Annotated in this window: 13 protein-coding genes; 6 read left to right on the forward strand and 7 right to left on the reverse strand. The window is 33.6% G+C overall.

Annotation, left to right across the window (positions count from 1 at the left end):
• Window positions 1–154 precede the first annotated feature (154 nt).
• From ACH2BG_RS05910 to ACH2BG_RS05930, 5 genes are all read left to right on the forward strand, one after another.
• On the forward strand, window positions 155–2,071 hold the full coding sequence (locus tag ACH2BG_RS05910; protein ID WP_395046793.1) for an ATP-binding protein: 1,917 nt from the start codon (window positions 155–157) through the stop codon (window positions 2,069–2,071).
• A gap of 99 nt (window positions 2,072–2,170) precedes the next feature.
• Window positions 2,171–3,847 carry a T9SS type A sorting domain-containing protein gene (locus tag ACH2BG_RS05915; RefSeq protein ID WP_395046794.1) on the forward strand — a complete coding sequence of 559 codons (1,677 nt, stop codon included), beginning with the start codon at window positions 2,171–2,173 and terminating at the stop codon, window positions 3,845–3,847.
• Window positions 3,848–3,949: 102 nt separating this feature from the next.
• Complete coding sequence (locus ACH2BG_RS05920; RefSeq protein ID WP_395046795.1) at window positions 3,950–4,405, forward strand: hypothetical protein; 456 nt, start codon at window positions 3,950–3,952, stop codon at window positions 4,403–4,405.
• 78 nt (window positions 4,406–4,483) lie between these two features.
• Complete coding sequence (locus ACH2BG_RS05925) at window positions 4,484–5,131, forward strand: response regulator (RefSeq protein ID WP_395046796.1); 648 nt, start codon at window positions 4,484–4,486, stop codon at window positions 5,129–5,131.
• A gap of 117 nt (window positions 5,132–5,248) precedes the next feature.
• Window positions 5,249–5,869: a DUF4230 domain-containing protein gene (locus tag ACH2BG_RS05930; protein ID WP_395046797.1), complete on the forward strand. Its 621-nt coding sequence runs from the start codon at window positions 5,249–5,251 to the stop codon at window positions 5,867–5,869.
• A 1-nt stretch (window position 5,870) separates the two neighbouring features.
• On the opposite strand, the gene ACH2BG_RS05935 is transcribed toward ACH2BG_RS05930, so the two are convergent.
• The 5 genes from ACH2BG_RS05935 to ACH2BG_RS05955 form a co-directional block, all read right to left on the reverse strand.
• Window positions 5,871–7,625 (reverse strand): aromatic amino acid hydroxylase, encoded by a 1,755-nt coding sequence (locus tag ACH2BG_RS05935; RefSeq protein WP_395046798.1) that lies wholly within the window; start codon window positions 7,623–7,625, stop codon window positions 5,871–5,873.
• Window positions 7,626–7,671: 46 nt separating this feature from the next.
• Window positions 7,672–8,637: a DUF6340 family protein gene (locus ACH2BG_RS05940; protein WP_395046799.1), complete on the reverse strand. Its 966-nt coding sequence runs from the start codon at window positions 8,635–8,637 to the stop codon at window positions 7,672–7,674.
• A gap of 144 nt (window positions 8,638–8,781) precedes the next feature.
• Window positions 8,782–9,315: a DUF4136 domain-containing protein gene (locus ACH2BG_RS05945; RefSeq protein ID WP_395046800.1), complete on the reverse strand. Its 534-nt coding sequence runs from the start codon at window positions 9,313–9,315 to the stop codon at window positions 8,782–8,784.
• 60 nt (window positions 9,316–9,375) lie between these two features.
• Window positions 9,376–11,352, reverse strand: a complete 1,977-nt coding sequence (locus ACH2BG_RS05950) for a urocanate hydratase (RefSeq protein WP_395046801.1) — start codon at window positions 11,350–11,352, stop codon at window positions 9,376–9,378.
• A gap of 66 nt (window positions 11,353–11,418) precedes the next feature.
• Window positions 11,419–11,604 carry a DUF5522 domain-containing protein gene (locus ACH2BG_RS05955; protein WP_395046802.1) on the reverse strand — a complete coding sequence of 62 codons (186 nt, stop codon included), beginning with the start codon at window positions 11,602–11,604 and terminating at the stop codon, window positions 11,419–11,421.
• A gap of 25 nt (window positions 11,605–11,629) precedes the next feature.
• Between ACH2BG_RS05955 and ACH2BG_RS05960 the strand changes: the two genes are divergently transcribed.
• Window positions 11,630–11,956, forward strand: a complete 327-nt coding sequence (locus ACH2BG_RS05960) for a hypothetical protein (RefSeq protein ID WP_395046803.1) — start codon at window positions 11,630–11,632, stop codon at window positions 11,954–11,956.
• A 1-nt stretch (window position 11,957) separates the two neighbouring features.
• Here the strand turns inward: ACH2BG_RS05960 and ACH2BG_RS05965 are convergent, their stop codons facing one another.
• Both ACH2BG_RS05965 and ACH2BG_RS05970 read right to left on the reverse strand, forming a co-directional pair.
• Window positions 11,958–15,353, reverse strand: coding sequence for a T9SS sorting signal type C domain-containing protein (locus ACH2BG_RS05965; RefSeq protein ID WP_395046804.1), 3,396 nt, complete (start codon window positions 15,351–15,353; stop codon window positions 11,958–11,960).
• Between the two features lie 658 nt (window positions 15,354–16,011).
• On the reverse strand, window positions 16,012–18,345 hold the full coding sequence (locus tag ACH2BG_RS05970) for a beta strand repeat-containing protein (RefSeq protein ID WP_395046805.1): 2,334 nt from the start codon (window positions 18,343–18,345) through the stop codon (window positions 16,012–16,014).
• Between the last annotated feature and the right edge of the window lie 145 nt (window positions 18,346–18,490).

Here is an 18,490-nt window from a genome sequence, read left to right on the forward strand (position 1 = left end):
TACTAACTTAGTGGCTCAAAATCAGAAAGTAAAACTATCGGATGATTTAAAAATTAAATTTAAAGAATCAAATATAAAGTTAAGTAAATCTATTTTGGAAATGAACCTAGACTTGTTTGAAATAAGTTTAAAAAAATAACCCCTAAATATGAGAATGAAACAATTATCGTTTTTATTATTATTTCTAGTCACTGCTTTTGCAAATGCGCAAAATGCACAAGACATTATTGATGGCTTGAAAAAAGATTTGAAATCTAATCCAGATGGCAAAAAACGAGCAACTATTTATTCTGATTTAACATGGTATTATTCTAATATTTCTTTAGATTCATCTATGGTTTATGGTGAAAAAGCCTTGTTTGAATCAAAAAAAATAAATGATTCTACTATAATTGCTCAAGTTTACAGTGATATTGCTATGATTTATTTTAAGAAGAGTGATTATCAAAAATCAAATGAAAATTATTTAAAAGCTTATTCAATTCGCAAAGCTAGAAATGATGTAAAAGGAATGGCAAAAATAAATGCTAATCTTGGTAATATCTATCAAGTTCAAGGAAAATTGAAATTAGCTATGCGAACTTATCTTAGCGCTTATGAGTATTTTAGTAAAATCAATGATTTAAAACAATTATCGATTATTAAGGGAAATATTGGCTCCATATATTATGAATTAAAAGATTATCCAAAGGCTTTAAAATATATAAATGAAGTAATTAAATATTTAGAAGAAAACAAATTAAAAGAAAGTTTATGTAGGAATTATTTAACAAAAGGTAATATTTTATTATCTATGAATGACACAATAGCTTCAATGAAAGCCTATAATAAAAGTCTTATTTTTTGTAATGAGATTGGTGATTTATTTACGATTTCTAAATCCAACAACAATTTAGCTATAATTAAACAAGCTCAAAATAAGACTGAAGAATCCAAAAAATTATTTGCTAAAGTGGCAGAACAAAGAAAAGTTTTTAGTTCTGATGGAGCATTTAATAAAAACAGATTAAATGAAGCCTATACTTTACTTAAGGATAATAAATTTGAAGAAGCAAAAAAAATACTATTAGAAATTAATAAATTTTTTATTGAAAAAAAATTAGACTTTGAACTATCTAATTCGTATAAGTATTTAGTTCCTATTTATGCCAGATTAAATAAACCGGATTCTGTTATACATTATCAAAGTTTATATGAGCAAAGTATTGAAAAAGCCACTAAATTGGCTTCCGTAAAAGAAACTGCCGAACTTGAAACCAAGTATCAAACAGAGAAAAAAGAGAAGCAAATTATACAACAAAAAGCTGATGCCAAACAGAAACACACTTACTTAGTTGGTCTTTCTGTCTTGGCTGTTTTTTTAGGTTTAATTGGTTATTTGGTGTACCGCCAACAAAAACTTAAAAATACACAACAAGAACAAGAATTTAAGCTAAAATCGGCAATTTCTAAAATTGAAACCCAAAACAAATTACAAGAACAAAGGTTGTCCATTTCTCGTGATTTGCACGATAATATTGGAGCACAATTGACTTTTATAATTTCTAGTGTGGATAGTGTGAAATATGGTTTTGACATTACAAATGAAAAATTAGATAATAAATTAGACAATATTTCAAGTTTTGCAAAAGAAACCATTGTGGAGCTTCGAGACACCATTTGGGCAATGAATAGCAACGAAATTTCTTTTGAAGATTTAGAAGGTCGAATTCATAATTTTATCGAAAAAGCAAAAGAAGCTAAACAAGAAATTAATTTTTCATTTGAAATTGATAAAAATTTAACAACTAAAAAACTTTCTTCTGTTGAAGGAATGAATGTGTATCGAACTATTCAAGAAGCGATAAATAATTCATTAAAATATGCTAAAGCCAGTATAATTACAGTGAACATTAAGTTGCAAGAAAATCAAATAATAATTTCCGTTAAAGACAATGGTAACGGTTTTGATGTTGCCACAGTCGAAAAAGGCAACGGACTTAATAATATGAAAAAACGAATTAATGAAATTGGCGGGAAACTAACTATTTCTTCATCGGATAATGGAACTTCAATTGAAGTTTTGATATAAAATTTCAAAAGAAAATATTTTAAAAATACGACAATTGTCGTATTTTTTTGTGCTCGGCAATTACGCAACTTTGCTTCATAAACTTTTAAACTATAAATTATGAAAAAATTTTTACACGTTCTTGTTATAGTATTTTCAATTACAACTTTTGCCCAAGCTCCAGCTTTAGAGTGGGTTAAACAAGTAGGTAGCAATGGAAACGAACAATTAAACCTGAACACCATTGATAATAATGGAAATGTATTTACAGCGGGTACTTATACTAATTCAGGTAATTTAGTGATTACTAAATATGACACTAATGGTTTGGTTTTATGGACAAAAACAATTGGCGGAAATGTAAAACCTGCTGACATAAAAGTGGATCCAGTAGGGAATATAATTTTAGTTGGAGAATTTTCTTCGCTAGTAGATTTTGACCCAAGTTCATCTGCAGTATTTAATTTAGGTATTCAAAATGTTACTTCACCTCTTTTTAATTTTATTTTAAAGCTCGATACTTCGGGTAATTTTATTTATGCAAAAGAAATTGGCGGAACTCCTAGAAGTATTTGTATTGATGCAGGCGAAAATATTTATTTAACAGGTACTTTTAGTAATTCAAAAGATTTTGATCCAAGTCCAACCATTACAAATAATTTTACTTCTTTTGATGGATATTCTATTTTTATTACAAAATTAAATAATAATGCTCAATTTGTTTGGAATAAAGTAATAGGCAAAACAACAGCAAGTACAAGTGGTTTTGGGTATTGTGGCGGAAATAAAATTATGAATGATGCCAATAATAATGTTGTTGTTACAGGCCACTTTAGCGATGATGTAGATTTTGATCCAGGAACGGGAACTGCAGCATATACTTCAGGAGGAACTGCACACACTAGAAACCCATTTGTTCTAAAATTGAATGTTGCAGGTGACTTTGTTTGGGCAAAATTTTTTAATTCTAATGAAATGAGCGAGTCAAATGATATGGATTTTGACAGTAATGGCAATATTTATACTACAGGAACCGCCAGAGGTTTTATGGATTTTGATAGTGGTTCAGGTACTCTATATCTAAGTCATTCTTATCAAGTTATACCATATGTATCTAAAATGGATACAAACGGAAATATAATTTGGGCAAAACAAATTTTCGCAACAGATAACGGAGTGGATTTAAATAGTATACAAATTGATGATAATGGAAATATCTTTTCATTTGGAAGATTTAAACACACAGTAAGTTATAATACAACAACTGGGTCAGGAACTGCAACAACAGCTGGTTTTACGGTATATAATGTATTTTTAACGGCTTTAAATGCTTCTGGAAATCTAGTTTCCTTCAATCATTTTGGAGGTTCAGATATGACATTTCCTAATAAAATGATACTAAAAAACAACAACATCTATGTTAGTGGTTTTTTTAGCAACAATGTAGATTTTGATTTTTCGGCTACTGTAAATAGTTTAACATCTGTTGGAATGAGAGATAATTATATTGCAAAATATAATATTTCCAATTTTTTAGAAACAAAATCTTTTGAAAAGCCATCAATTATTTCACTTTATCCAAACCCTACAACTAGTCAAATTAATCTTTCGTTTGAAAATAATCTAGAAAACACAAGTTTAAAAATAATATCAATCACTGGACAAACTGTATTTGAAAAAAGAGATATTTCAGAAAGCAGTTTAATTTTGGATGTTTCGAATTTAAGTAACGGAACTTATGTAATTCAAGTAATTGATAATAATTATATAAGGACTTCAAAATTTATTAAGCAATAATTTTTTAAATTAAAATCTTAAAAATACGACAATTGTCGTATTTTTTTGTGTTTGTAAGTTTCGCAAATTTGTAATGTTAATAACAACAAAAACTAAAAAATCATGAAAAAATTATCTTCTTTATTACTAATTGCATTATTTGCAATAACGTCTGTTTCTTGTTCAGATAATGACGATGTTGCGACAATTCCGCCAGTAACACCTGTTGCTAGCGATGGTTTCAGATGGACAGACAGTATTAGTTCAGCAGAGCAAACGGTAAACAATCCTTATGCTAGCAATCAATACAAAACTATTTTCGCAACAAATACTGGTGGTAGTACAGTTTATGAAATCAATTTAACTTCAATTGCGGTTGGAACTTATGATGTTATGGCTTCTGGAAATGCATTTTACTACAGAAGCACAACAATGTCTTCGTCTTTTAATCCAACCTCGGGAAGTGTAATAATTACGGCTAATGCAAACAATAAGTTAACAGGAACATTTACTGCTACAGGATCAGGCGGTGGTGTAACTTCTGTTTCGGGTTCATTTACAAATATTGTCATTAACTAGAAATTAAACCAATTAATAAAAAACCATTATTTAATCTCATTAAGTAATGGTTTTTCTTAATTTTATAAAAAATAGAAAATGATAAAAATAGCCATAGTTGATGACAATTCTTTTCTGATAAAAGCCACTCAAGAGAAATTGTCTTTTTTTGATGATTTTGAAGTAAAATTTACCGCTTTCGATGGTAAGAATGCAGTCGAAAAACTGTCGCAAAATCACAACATTGATTTGATTTTAATGGATATCGAAATGCCAGTCATGAACGGAATCGAAGCTACAAATATCATTAAAAATAAATTTCCACATATTAAAATCATTATGTTGACTGTTTTTGATAATGATGAAAACATTTTTAATGCTATAAAAGCGGGAGCAGATGGTTATCTGTTAAAAGAAGTAAATCCAAAAAATTTGCAACAAGGTATTTTAGATACTATAAATGGCGGAGCAACCATGACACCTTCAATAGCCTTGAAGACATTAAAACTTTTTAGAAGCCCAATCAATTTCGATAATGTTTCTAATAAAGAAGAAATAAATCTGACCATGCGTGAAGTTGAGGTTTTAGAGCAGTTAAGTAAAGGTTTGAAATATGAAAGTATAGCCGAAAATTTATTTTTATCTAAAGGAACAGTAAGGAAACACGTAGAAAATATCTACTCTAAACTTCAAGTACACAACAAGCTTGAAGCTATTCAGAAAGCAAAAACTAACAACATAATATGATGGCGCTTTCTAAAAATAAGATTCAAATTATCGTAATGTCAATTATTATTTTACTTCTTCTAAATTTATATGTTTTATTTCTAGCTTAATTTTATATTTTTATAAAAAAATAACAAAATGCGAAATAGAATCATTGCCGGAATAGTTTTAATCGTTGCAGTTGTGTTTTTGTTTAAGTTTTGTACATTCAAAAAAAGTGACAATTCGAGTTTAGAAAATAGCACAGCGTTAATTCAACAACAAATTGTAAATGTTGGAAAACTAGTTGTTACCGAAGGTCATTTTGCCGAGGTATTAACTTATAATGACCAAGATTCTTATTTTGGAGGCATGGTTTCTTTCGACAAAAAAGCATTAATTGTAGTAAATGCCGATGTGACTGTTGCTTACGATTTGCATCAAATGAAATATGATATTGATGAAAAAAACAAAATAATTACCATTCTTAATATTCCAAAGGAGGAAATAAAAATTTCGCCGGATATCCAGTTTTATGACGTAGATCAAAGCAAATTGAATCCATTTACGGGCGATGATTATAATAAAATAAGCAGACAGGCTAAGGCAAGTTTAGCCAAGAAAATAGAAAAATCGACCTTAAAATCGAATGCTCAAAATCGATTAATTTCCGAATTGTCTAAAATGCTAATTCTTACCAACTCGATGGGCTGGAAATTACAATACGAAGGAAATATTATTGGAAAAGAAAGCGATTTTTCTGCCAAAATAAAATCGTAATTTACACCGATTCTTTTTCTAAAATCAATTCCAAACCATTGCTAATTAATTTTTTAACTTCCGGTCTAGAGATTTTTAAGTTATCTAAATGAGAAATTATTTTAGTAGTCAAAATGGTGTTTTTGGTATGTATTAATTCTACAATTTCAACAGAAAGTAACCAGTCTTTTGGGTGGTTTTCGAGTAATTTTTCGAAAGTATTTTCTAACGATAAATCAGTCGATTTCCCTTCGCGAATATCACGTACATTTTGGTACAAACCTTCTAATTCTTCACGTTCAGGTGTCTTTACAGATTTGATGGTTTTAGATGAAGGAATATGTGTAATCATATCGAAACTATGCACATCGGCTGGGCCAGAAAAAGCTGAAATCACTTTTTTGCCAACTGCCATGTCATAAATTCCCCATTCTGGCTGAAACAAAATGGTTTCCCCATGAGTAACAGTACAGTTTTTGAAACTAATTAATATAATTTCTCCTTGTAAATTGCGTGAACCTGTAATAATCTCACCCGAAACTATAATATTCCCTTCAAATTCTAGGGTCACTTTTCCAGTTTCATAAATATCGTAAGCTTTCAAATCGCGCGGACTCATGTCCTCGATAGCGAGATTAATTCCTTTTAGTTTCCCAATTGGACTTCCGAAACCTTCTGCATGATAAGACGTTCCGTGACCAACCAATTCTTTTTCTCTATAAGATAAAGCTGTTTTTCCAGTAGTTTGAATATAAACTGGTTTTCCGTCATCTTCAATAACATTGGTAAATAAACCTGAAATTTGAATTCCTGTACTCATTTCGATAGTTCCAATCGCTTTCGAATTAATTAGTTTCTGAATGCCAGATAATCCACCAGTCCTCAAAGCCATTTTGTTTGCAAATTCTTCTAGGACTTCACTTAAATGGGCAAAATCGGGTGTTACAAAAAGCTGAGGTTGTGGTTTTGTAATGTCGAAACTTTGGTTTACCGCATCAATAGAGTAGGGAAGTTTTTCTACTTCATCTGTCATGCACCAAGCGCTTTCGCCAATAGAAGAAAGCAAACCAGCGCCATATATTTTTGGTTTTTCTACCGTTCCTATCAAACCGTATTCGACAGTCCACCAGTGTAAGTTTCGAATTTGTGCCATTTCTGACATTTCTCCCATATTATTTTGAAGAAAATCTACTTGTTTTTCGGCAGCATCGATTTCAGCTTGTGGTGTTCCTTCAGCTTCTTTAACTATCGATAATAATCGTACTGCTTCATACATTTCATAATCTCGTGACGATGAAATGGCTTTGCAACCTATTTCACCAAAACGACGTAAATATTCGGCATATTCTGGATTGGCAATAATAGGTGCGTGACCAGCTCCTTCGTGAATAATGTCTGGTGCAGGCGTGTATTCTATATGTTCTAATTGTCTAATATCGGAAGCAATAACAAGCACATTGTAAGCTTGAAATTCCATGAATGCATTAGGCGGAATAAATCCGTCAACGGCTACAGCGGCCCAACCAATTTCTTTTAGAATTCGGTTCATACCGTACATGTTTGGAATGTTATTTATTTCTAGCCCTGTTTTTTCTAGTCCTATGAGATACGATTCATGAGCAACTTTCGACAGGTAATCTACATTTTTGCGCATCACATAACGCCACACAGCTTGGTTTATAGGTGTGTAATCACTATAGTCTTGTGGTTTTATAAACTGCTTTAAATGCTTTGGTAATCTGTCAATCAGCGGGTTGCTTTCAAAATGCGCTTCCATAATATTGTACTTGTTGTTTGGAAGTAAAAGTACTAAATCTTTGGATTTATTTCAACTGTAATTCAAGTTGTTTGTTCTTATTTATTCTTCTTTTTAGAATGTTCAGATATTTTAGGGCTAATTTATTGTTGTAATCTGAATATGCTTTTGATGCCCACTCGACTGCAGTATCTAAATTTCCATTAATTTCATTTATAATGGCCATATTATAACAAGCTCTACCAGCAATTTCACCATTGGAATTGTCTACTTCTTTTGCCCAAAGCTCGGCTGCACTATCCCATTTCCCGGTTTGAGCTCTTCGCATTGCAGTGACAAAATTATCGGTACCTTTTACAAAATAATCTCTCGAAACTCTTATGTTATATGGTAATATTCTTCGCGCATAGGATTCTCCGATTTTGTCACTAATGTTTAAAACCGCTTCTTTTCTCCCTATAATAGTTTCAATTGCTTTAACAGGATTTATACCTTTTCCTGATAATGTTACGTCGTCTTGCGTTGAGAATTCTTCTAAAATCGCTTTGTCTTTTAGCGAATATATTCTCCATCCAGTTTTTATTAGGGTTGTAATTGTCGCTTGGTGTTCTATAAGTGGAATTTTTAGTCCTAAAATATTCGTTGTTTCTACGTTTGCAACTTTATATGTAACTTTTGCATCGGTGTCATAATACGAAAGTTCGTAGACTACATCTACTTTATTTTCTTTGCAAATTTGAGCTATTTTTTCCCAAGAAATCGATTCAGGGAAAAGATCTAAACCAGTATTTTTGAGATTTGGTATTTCAATAATTTTAGCACCAGTGATTAGATTGTTTTTAGAAAGTTCATTTTGTAAACCTGTTATAGTATTTTGCGCACCTTCTTTATCTAAGTTTTTACCTTCGATAGATAAAATTTTGTCTATCTCATCGACAGCTTCATTTTTTTTAGAAGGTATACTTCTGTTGATTATTCCTATAGAAATATCTTTAGCATTTATGTTTACTGGGGCAGGTTGTAAGGCATTCATAGTCAGTAAATTTGTAGAACTACATGACGATATAAAAATGCTAATAATGAGTAGGAGTATCGTGTTAAAGTATTTTTTGGTCATATTTTTGTGTTAAAATAGCTGGTCTGTTTTATTAACAAACCAGCTATATAATTTTAATATTTATTTTCTTATTGGGGGATATTGTGCTAATATACTGTTAACGAAAGATTTTATATTCTCGTCTTTTTTGTCTGTGTTTTTTGTTAGATATCCAACACCTTCGCCTTGCCAAATTAACTCTTTTTTCTTAGCGTCTATCAAATCAATAATCAGTGTTCCTTCGGTATTTGTATTGACACTGTAATTTGCACCCCAATATGGAGGACTCCAGCCCAATCCCCAGCCATAACCGTAATTTGCATTAAATTGGCTTACATTAATGTTTTTTTCAGCTTTGGTATTAATATTAATTAACAAATCAGGAGTTTCACTTTTGGTAAAACCTTTAGTAGTCATTTCTTCATCGATAGAACGAAGGATGCGTTTTTTATCAAAATCGGAAATTTCCACTTTGTCTATACCGGTTTTATGAAAAGCATAGGTTTTATAAACTGAAAAATCTGTTTTTTTGTCATAATCAGAATTTACTCTTACCGGACTACATGATGCTAATAAGAATGTTATCAATATCGATAAAAATTTTATTGTTTTCATAATTTTATTTTTTTATGGTTTAATTTATAAAGTTGTCATTAGAACCTAATAAACTTTAAACTAAAATAACTTTTCATCCACTATATTAGGGATGGTAATTTTCAACAAAGGTTGCGTCGCCATAGCTCTTTTTATTGCAAAAATTGCATTGTCGTTTCTTGCCCAGCTTCTTCTTGATATTCCGTTGTTTACGTCCCAAAAAAGCATCGATTCTAATCGTTTTGAAGCCTCTTTAGAGCCATCAAGAACCATACCAAAACCACCGTTTATAACTTCGCCCCAACCAACTCCACCACCATTGTGAATAGAAACCCATGTTGCACCACGGAAGCTGTCACCAATCACGTTTTGTATTGCCATATCGGCAGTAAAACGAGAGCCGTCATATATATTTGAAGTTTCGCGATAAGGCGAATCTGTTCCTGAAACATCATGATGGTCACGACCCAGAATTACAGTTTCAATTTCTCTTTTTGCAATGGCTTGGTTAAAGGCTTCGGCAATTTTTATTCTCCCTTCGGCGTCAGCGTAAAGGATTCGTGCTTGCGAACCAACCACTAGTTTGTTTTCCTGAGCACCTTTTATCCAAGTAATATTATCTTGCATTTGCTGCTGAATTTCTGAAGGTGAGTTTTTCATCATTTCTTCTAAAACGGCACAAGCAATAGCATCGGTTTTTGCTAAATCTTCTGGTTTTCCTGAAGCACAAACCCAACGGAAAGGCCCAAAACCATAATCGAAACACATAGGTCCCATAATGTCTTGCACATAGCTCGGATAACGAAAATCGATTTTATTGTCGGCCATAATATCGGCACCAGCACGAGAAGCTTCTAATAAAAAAGCATTTCCGTAATCGAAGAAATACGTTCCTTTTGCAGTATGTTTGTTTATAGCTGTCGCATGACGACGCAATGTTTTTTGAACTTCTTCTTTAAATTTATCTGGATTGTTTGCCATCATTTCATTCGATTCTTCAAATGAAAATCCAGTAGGGTAGTAGCCGCCAGCCCAAGGATTGTGTAACGATGTTTGGTCGGAACCTAAATCGATATGAATGTTTTCTTGGTCAAATCGTTCCCAAACATCGACCACATTTCCTAAATAAGCAAGAGAAACGACTTCTTTATTGGCTTTCGCCAAAGTGACTCTGGTAACCAGCTCGTCTATGTTTTCGAAAACTTCGTTTATCCAACCTTGACTGTGACGAATGTGTGTGATTTTTGAATTTACTTCGGCACAAACCGTAATACAACCTGCAATGTTTCCTGCTTTTGGTTGCGCACCGCTCATTCCGCCAAGTCCTGAGGTTACAAATAAACCACCGGAAGTTGATTTCTTTATTTTTCTAAAACCGTTTAAAACCGTGATGGTTGTTCCGTGAACGATTCCTTGCGGACCAATATACATATAACTTCCTGCTGTCATTTGTCCGTATTGAGAAACGCCTAAAGCATTCATTTTTTCCCAATCGTCGGGTTTAGAATAATTAGGAATAACCATTCCGTTAGTCACCACAACTCTTGGAGCTTCTTTGTGTGAGGGAAATAATCCCATTGGGTGACCAGAATACATCGATAAAGTTTGCTCATCGGTCATTTCCGATAAATATCGCATCGTCAATAAATATTGTGCCCAGTTTGAGAAAACGGCACCGTTTCCGCCATAAGTAATTAACTCGTGAGGATGTTGTGCTACAGCATAATCTAAATTATTCTGAATCATGAGCATAATGGCTTTGGCTTGTTCACATTTTCCTGGATAATCGGAAATAGGGTGAGCTTTCATCTCATAGTCTGGACGAAAACGATACATATAAATACGTCCGTAAGTTTCTAGTTCATCTGAGAATTCTTTGATTAATGTTGCATGATGCTTTGCTTCGAAATAACGAAGTGCGTTGCGAAGCGCTAATTTTTTTTCATCGTCCGAAAGGATTTCTTTTCTTTTAGGAGCATGATTTATTTCTAACTCGTATGGTTTAGGGTTTGGAAGTGTAGTTGGGATTCCTTGTTGTATTTGTTCTTGGAAAGTCATTTTTTTAGATTAGTTAGATTTTTAGATCAGTTAGGTTTTTTCTCAAATAGGAGAAGTCTAAAATGTCTAAGATTTCTGGTTTTTAATTATTCCTGTTTTTTTATCGAAACCATAAGGGCAATGGCGACAACCGCTTTTGCAACAATAGCCACGTTTTAGGTGGTATTTCTCGGTAAAACACTTGTAGCCTTCGGGTGTGTAATAAAAATCTTCACCTTCTATGGGTTTATTTTCTTTACTTTGTGAATTCATATTACAAATTTATAAACTTTAAAGTATGTTTCTAATTGTTTCTAAATATTTAATTCCAAAAAAATACCGAGGACTTACTTTTTTTCCTTTTGTAATTATTAGAAATGATTTTGATAAAACTGATAAAGTTTTAATAAACCACGAAAAAATTCATATTCGTCAGCAATTAGAGTTACTTATTTTGCCTTTTTATATTTGGTATTTTACAGATTTTTTAATCAAAACAATTCGATACAAAAATAGTAGCAAAGCCTACAGAAATATTGTATTTGAAAGAGAAGCTTATGCTAATGAAAAAGACCTTGATTATTTAAAATCAAGGTCTTTTTGGAGTTTTTCAAAGTATCTGTAATTTAATAAATTACTTTTTTTATTACCACTTTATTGTTTTCTAAAGTTACTTTAACGATTAGGACATTTGTTGTTGGTCTTAGTTCGGTTAGTTTTACTTCATTTTTAATGATATTTTTCTTATCCAATAGTGTTTTACCCAAAACATCATAAACAATTACATCTTTGATTGTTTCATTTGTAGAAGTTACATTGATACCATTATTAATAAAAATTTTAATTTGATCATTGTAGTCAAAATCATCATTAGATAATGCAGCTTCTGTATAACGTAGAACAAATCGATCGTTTACAACTCCAGCGTTTGACGTGAAACTATAAGGAGCTAAACTTAAATTATGAATAATATTTAGCAATTTATCTTCTAAATATATAATTTGTGTACCATTCGTAAATAGTCCGTCAACTGATTTTATTGCAATATGATAACCACCATCTGATTGTACATTTATCCCTATGGGAACAATATCATTTTGATTAAATGGTGTTGGTCTGCCTTGAATTATACATTCTTTACTGTCTGCAAAAGTATATATTCCTATGGCAGTAGTAATTCCAATTGTAGCATCAAAATTATTATCAAAACGATTTGTAGCTCCTTCAACGTATCCTAATAGGGTAGTCTCTGAAGAGTTTGTAGTATCGTCAACAATATCTAACCATATTCTATGTTTTTCAATAGTATTTGTATTAGAAGATTGATTGTTTGTACTTGTTTTAAAGAAATTGTCATTCGCCATTAGAGCACCTGCGTTTCTTCTCATAGCATTGTTAAACTGTATGTCAGTGCCTACTAAATCTTGGATACCTTCTATGCGTTGCGTCATAAATGCTTGCCCTGATTTTATAATATCTGATGCTCCAGGTACTGTTGGTCCTGTGAAATTGATAGTTAAATAATCACTTGAATTATAATTATATACGAAAGTTTGATAAAAAGGACTCGCAATTATAGTAGGAGTACTTAAATGCCTCCATACTCTTAAGTTGCCTAATAGGTTAGTGCTATTTGTAGATAAAAACTGTAATCCATTGATGGCCGATGGATATGGGTTGCCAAGTAAATTCCAGTTGTCGTCCATTACATTAAGTCCAGCAGTCGAGTAGGTAGATGGTACAGTTGCCCCAGTCATATTGCCACGAGTAGCCTTTATTGTTATGTCTCCGTTGTTTGGAACACCTGTAAAAGTACTGTTTATGGTGCTTGCTGCCATCCCATAATTACTAGAACCTCTAAGTATGTAACCTTTTCCTGGAGTCATAGTTCCTGTAAAAGTGTCCCATCTACCAAGTCCATTTCTAGTATTTAATCCAGTTGTATTCCATGAATATTTTGGACCTTGTACAGGAGTGGCATATATCCCACTAATGGTTTGACTTGCCACTGGTGATGACCAATATACAAAATCAGAGCCCCTAATGTTGATTGCGTCTCTTCTGTATATAATGTCGCCACTATTAACTGCATTGTTTGTTTGTAATAATGATGCATTATTATTTAATGTAAATATACCTCCTGCATTCACGGTTACAGCATTGGTTACAGTTATAAAATTATTAGAATTTATGGTCAAATTACCACCGTTTTGAATTGTTAGCGTTCCTGCTAAAGCTTCGTAACTAGCTCCTGAAACGACAGGGTCGTTAGTTACATTTGGTATAACTACACAATCGGCGTTGTTAGGAATTACTCCTCCGGACCAGTTAGTGGCTACACTCCAATTTGTATTTGTAGCTCCAGACCAAGTTTTAGCACTTGTGTCTGAAATTGTGAATGGACCAGGAATGGTTAAAATCCCACAGCTAACAGTGTTTAATTGAAAGTTAGAATAAGTACCAGCTGATAAGTTGCTTAAAGTGATTTTAGGAGCTCCAACGATTAATGTTGCTGCTGCTGGACCTGTAAATGTCCATTCGTAATTCCCAACAACACCAGTACTAAAACTAGTAGATACTAAATAATAAGTAATTCCAGTTGATAGCGTTGCCACTATACTTGGGTCATCACTACAATTTCCAGCTGCTGGATTTCCATCATCATCAGCAATTATAAAATTTGCTGGAGTTCCACAAGGTGCAGCTCCGTTAAATGCATTTTGATATAAAGATGCATGAGCGTCAAAATTTGTTCCTGGAGTACACATATTAAGTGTATATGATCCGTTAGTCGAAACTGTAAACGGAAAAACATCGTAATAATAAGTAGTGCCAGCTGTTGCGCCACAAGTTGTGCCTCCGTTATTTCTAATCCAAGTTGTATCTGCAACTGCAAGTGCTCCAGTATTAAATAGTGCACCTTGAGCTATACTAGCGCCTCCTGCGGGTGTAACAGTTTGAGAAGTTGGACTTCCGTTTATGTTGTAACCAAGATTGTAACTTCCACTTAGATTTGTAGTGTTAAATGATATAGAACCGTTAGGTGTAGAACAGTTTGTATTGTTTGTACTGGCGTCAAAACTATAACTAGGTAGAGTAACATTTACAACAGTGTCGTCATTACATGGACTTCCGCCACAAAGCCAATAGGCTGTGTATGGTGTAGTTGTAGTAGGAGATATAGTTAAGTTAGGAGTTGTTTGAAGTACAGTTGCTCCTTGCTGCCATCTCTGAAAAACACAAGGTTGAGGGTTGAATAGTGTACAATCTAAATCGCCTGAAACGATACCTGGCCAATCGGTCGAGTTTCTTCCTGGGACTGGAAAAGCGTATGTTCCCGTGTCATTTTCTGCACCAGAAGTTGCTAATGCACCAGAGGTTGTTGCACTCCAGTTTGCTGATAATTGAGAAACGATTACCTGAAATGATCCTGCCTCGTTAAGTACGATTTGAAATGAGGCTGTTCCTGTACCAGCTGCTGAACCAGCATTGTAAGGCACAACATTATTATAGCTTATCACAAAACGTCTGTTTGGAGCAGTACCTACTGTTTGATAGGTTATTGTTCCTCCAAAACGAATGTCTATGTCAGCAAAAAAACCAGCGATATAATTGTTTGGATTTCCTGCAGCTGGTATAGCAAAAGCACTATAACCTGTAAATGCAAAAGTAGGACCAAAACCTAAAATACCGTTAGACGATATTACTGCTGTGGTATATGTATTTCCATAAAAATTAAATGGGAATCCAATAGGTATCTGACCTGTTACACAGTCATCGCAAGCGGTTGGGAAGGCGGTTGTGCCTGCAATAGCAACTGGACCACACGATGATGTTACCACGGTATAGGATATCGCAGTTGTTGTTGCGCTCAAAGTAGTTGATGTTCCGCAATCTATAGTCACATCTGCGGGTGCCGTTGTTACACATTGTGCAATAAGAGTATTGTTGCTGGTTGTAAATAAAGTAAGTAGTACTAGTAAAACAAAAAGCTGCTTTTTCTGAAAATAATTCTGCTTCATAATAGTTAGTATGTGTTTTTTGGTTTCGGAAATATATAAATAAAATCAACATAAACAAATTATTGTGTAAAAATATTATTAGATAATTGTTAATAATTGAGAATAAGTGTTATATTGTTGGTGTTTTAGAAAGTTTTTAAAATTCTTTTAAAACCACATTTTAGGAATTAATTTTTCTAATTTTAATAAGTTTGTATTAAAAACGACTGTTGGAATATTTGATTCGTTATCTAAATTGTATTGTCATTTCTAAATAAAGTTTCCGTTTTCTATTTTATAAAGTTTCTGTTCATGATTTTACTTTACTTGAATTTATTTTGTCATATTCAGTTTGGGTTTTAATAAATTTAATACAAGTTATTTGATGCTAGCAAACCCTCCGATCCTTCCCTAATATCTGGTTTTTTCTACGCCATAAGATGCGGAATCTCCTTTCAGGCAATTCCGAGATTACCATCTCGGGCGTATTTCATTTTGGAATAATAATTCTCTCTGCAACGATCGACCAATAAGGAGTTCTATATTTATAATTTATTTTTTGTAATTAGTATTTTTTTAACACTATAACAAAAAAAGACCTTGATTATTTAAAATCAAGGTCTTTTTTATTATCTATAATTAATTTAAAAAAGCTTATTTAATATTATTATTAATAGTATCATAAATCTTTTACTTTTTCTAATCTAACTTGTTTTAGTTCAGGAGTAGGTAGAGCAGTAGGTGCTTCGGGGTAGCGTAATAGTTGATAGTTTACTGTTTTGCCAGTTGCATCTTTTTCATCAGCTCTGTTGCCAATAATATGCCAAGAAAAACTAACATTAGATTTCCCTCCATTTAATTCTTTCACTGTAAAACCATCTTTTGACTTACTAGTTACAAAGACTCCATTACAATCGCCTTCTAATTGAACAAAAACTTTTAATGGATGCTTGCTGTCAACAAAGATATTTTTGCTAAATATAGGATCCACTTTAATTGTTACTTGTCCGTTATTTAACTGTCCTACACCATAATCCTCGAATAAAACTTCTGGAGCTTCTGGAGCAAACATAATTCTTTTAGAATCATTTGCTTTGTCGCTTGAAACGATTGTTGAAACCGTTCCTGTTCCTATGATTTTATAGTTTGTTGATCCTCCGACATTTGCACTAAGGTTGGCACCAACATAAGCAAATGATGTGCCAGTTCCACTTGTGAAGTAGCCACCGTAACTTACATCTCTAATATTAACTGCTCCACCTCCAACATCTACAGCCGTTGCAAATCCTGCGATACTCGCAGCTGGGTCATCTCCTAGTGTTGCAGTTGCGGTTAGGGCATCAAAACGAGCTGCGTTTCTAGCACCAGTGGTGGTAGTTGCAAAAGCAGATAATCCTAAATCTGCTCCTGTAGCAGCTACTCCTGATCCTATACCTGCGAAAGATGATGCTGTAGTTCCTCCTTGTCCTATACCAGCAACTCCAGTACCTGTTACAGCTGTTTTTCCAAATCCTGCTAATCCGTAACTTGTCCCATTAGAGGTAGTTCCTGAATTTGCTAATGAAGTTAATCCTACATTTTGACCTGATATAATTGCTCCAAGTCCGTCAAGATTAGTGTTCGTATTGTTTGCAATAAGAGCAGTTGATCCGGTTGTTGATCCAGATTGCACTATACTTACTCCTCTTGCACTTGCAAGAGTTGAAGAATTATTTACCAAGAGTCCTCTTTGATTAGTATTACTACTGTTTGTTATGCTTACCAAATCAACTCCTGTAGCTGCAACTCCAATTCCAGTATTTCCGCTAGAAGCAATCTGAATTCTAGGTGTATTATTTGTAGTTATGTGTAATGCAGTTGCATCCGAAGTTCCTAAATAATTTACACCCGGCGCTGCAAAAGTTCCGGGAGTTGTAGAAGCATTACCTGTAAGAGACCAGTCAAGACCTCCAGCAGAACCTGCAAAGGCTATCCATCTTGTACCATTCCAAAAATATAATCCTGGACCTACGTTGTTTGGGCTAACTCCAGCTGTTGCGGTATTGTATATCGTTGTTCCTGCAGGTATTGCACCACCTTGTGGGTTTATTACAGGTGCTTGCAAGCTTGAATCGGTAAGTGCAATTCTAGGCGGAACCATACCTCTGTCGGTAGCTGTTAAGTCTAGCAATCCAGTTGGTAAAGTAGTGCCTATACCTACATTTCCAGCGTTGGTGATTCTCATTCTTTCATTAAAAAAAGGTGTGGCTGCTCTTCCAGTTGAAAATATAATAGATTTAGTATTGTTTGCATTTGCAACATACATATCCTGACCACTACCTACATAGCTTACATCATTTACTCCACCTATATTGTAAGCGGTTGGAAAGTTAAATGTAGAATTGTTAATACCTAACCACGCAAAACCGGTGGTTGCTGTTCCGTTATCAGCAGTGGCAGAATAGCCACTTTGAGCTTGGATTCCGGTACTTGTATTTTGAATGTTGAATTGTAAATAATCATTAATGCTTCCGGTTGCATTTACGACAGTGTTTACTGCGGTTGCTGCAGCTGCAACATCAAGTTTTGCAGCTGGAGTAGGGGTTCCTATACCCACATTTCCAGCACTAGTTACCCTTGTTTTTTCGGTATTATTTGTTCTTGTAACAAAATCTATAGCGTCGGTGGTACCAACAAAGTTTGTTGCTGCTACTGTTCCTGAATTCCCTAAAAGAGTCCAGTCGCTATTTTGTCCTGTTGATATCCTTATCCATGACGCACCATTCCAGTAGTAAAATCCAGGAGTAACAGCAGTGATTCCTGCTCCAGCGGTAGCGGTATTGTAAACTAATTCTGAGGTGGTTGGAGTAAGTACTGTGGCAACGTTTGTTGCAGATAATGCAATACGAGGGATTAGTACTCCGTCATTTGCAGAGGTAATGTCTAATGCTCCATTTGGTGTTATTGTTCCGACTCCAACCTGTGCATTTGCCACCGATATAACAAATAACAGTAATAGTAATGTTTTTTTCATGAAAATTTGGGTTTGTTAAAATTAATTAAAAAATAAATAACAATTGTGATGCCCACGCTTTCGCCTTGTCCGCTCAGGCCTAGCCCGGCACTTGCGATAGTGGTTGTAGCTCCCATAACCCCGGCGGCTACATTGTTGTTGGTAC

It is taken from the genome of Flavobacterium sp. (genome assembly GCF_043779715.1).
Taxonomy (GTDB): Bacteria; Bacteroidota; Bacteroidia; order Flavobacteriales; family Flavobacteriaceae; genus Flavobacterium.

Bases quoted from the DNA above. Each gene is read 5' to 3' on its own strand.
- ACH2BG_RS05955 (WP_395046802.1), bottom strand. From the start codon at position 11,604: ATGAATTCACAAAGTAAAGAAAATAAACCCATAGAAGGTGAAGATTTT.
- ACH2BG_RS05920 (WP_395046795.1), top strand. From the start codon at position 3,950: ATGAAAAAATTATCTTCTTTATTACTAATTGCATTATTTGCAATAACG.
- ACH2BG_RS05950 (WP_395046801.1), bottom strand. From the start codon at position 11,352: ATGACTTTCCAAGAACAAATACAACAAGGAATCCCAACTACACTTCCA.
- ACH2BG_RS05960 (WP_395046803.1), top strand. From the start codon at position 11,630: ATGTTTCTAATTGTTTCTAAATATTTAATTCCAAAAAAATACCGAGGA.
- ACH2BG_RS05940 (WP_395046799.1), bottom strand. From the start codon at position 8,637: ATGAATGCCTTACAACCTGCCCCAGTAAACATAAATGCTAAAGATATT.
- ACH2BG_RS05965 (WP_395046804.1), bottom strand. From the start codon at position 15,353: ATGAAGCAGAATTATTTTCAGAAAAAGCAGCTTTTTGTTTTACTAGTA.
- ACH2BG_RS05970 (WP_395046805.1), bottom strand. From the start codon at position 18,345: ATGAAAAAAACATTACTATTACTGTTATTTGTTATATCGGTGGCAAAT.
- ACH2BG_RS05925 (WP_395046796.1), top strand. From the start codon at position 4,484: ATGATAAAAATAGCCATAGTTGATGACAATTCTTTTCTGATAAAAGCC.
- ACH2BG_RS05945 (WP_395046800.1), bottom strand. From the start codon at position 9,315: ATGAAAACAATAAAATTTTTATCGATATTGATAACATTCTTATTAGCA.
- ACH2BG_RS05935 (WP_395046798.1), bottom strand. From the start codon at position 7,625: ATGGAAGCGCATTTTGAAAGCAACCCGCTGATTGACAGATTACCAAAG.
- ACH2BG_RS05915 (WP_395046794.1), top strand. From the start codon at position 2,171: ATGAAAAAATTTTTACACGTTCTTGTTATAGTATTTTCAATTACAACT.
- ACH2BG_RS05910 (WP_395046793.1), top strand. From the start codon at position 155: ATGAAACAATTATCGTTTTTATTATTATTTCTAGTCACTGCTTTTGCA.
- ACH2BG_RS05930 (WP_395046797.1), top strand. From the start codon at position 5,249: ATGCGAAATAGAATCATTGCCGGAATAGTTTTAATCGTTGCAGTTGTG.